Below are 518 nucleotides of genomic sequence, written 5' to 3'. Positions count from 1 at the left end.
GTGAGCGATCAAGTTCGCATCGATCTTGTCTGTCTTGGACCGCATCAGGCGAGAGGCCCCATAAGACTTGATCTGAGCGGGATTGATGACGCTGACAGCGATGCCCTGATCGCAGAGGAACTCGGCCAAGGCCTCCCAATAGATGCCTGTGGCTTCCATGCAAACGTGCAGCTGGCTGAGCTGACAGGAGCTGACGCCATGGGCATCAAGCCAGGTGAGTAATTGGGCAAAGCCCTGAGCGTTGTTGGATAAAACTTTGTTGCGAACTTTGCCGTCGGGGCGAACCAACGCGCAGTCGAACTTGGATTTGGCGATGTCGATGCCAAGAAAATGTGTGTGCATAAGAAACTCGAAAGATCAACCTTGTGAATGCGGGCTCACACCAGAGGTGGGCCAAAGATACTGTCCGATCGTGGAACGAGGGTGAGTGCTTGGTGCAAAAAATCTACGTCACGGGCGGTAAAGCCCAAGGTCGGCAACGGCATCCAAGCACTCAGACCGAGGTGCCCCTCGGCCAT

General features: G+C 55.0%; 1 protein-coding gene. It reads right to left on the bottom strand.

Features of this window, described 5'->3' with window-relative positions:
* Nucleotides 1-342: IS110 family transposase (locus H663_RS41195; RefSeq protein WP_165803995.1), on the bottom strand; the 342-nt coding region annotated here is incomplete at its 3' end.
* Between the last annotated feature and the right edge of the window lie 176 nt (nucleotides 343-518).

Source organism: Limnohabitans planktonicus II-D5, assembly GCF_001270065.2.
Classification (GTDB): Bacteria; Pseudomonadota; Gammaproteobacteria; order Burkholderiales; family Burkholderiaceae_C; genus Limnohabitans_A; species Limnohabitans_A planktonicus.
This window is presented reverse-complemented; position numbering and strand designations above follow the sequence as displayed.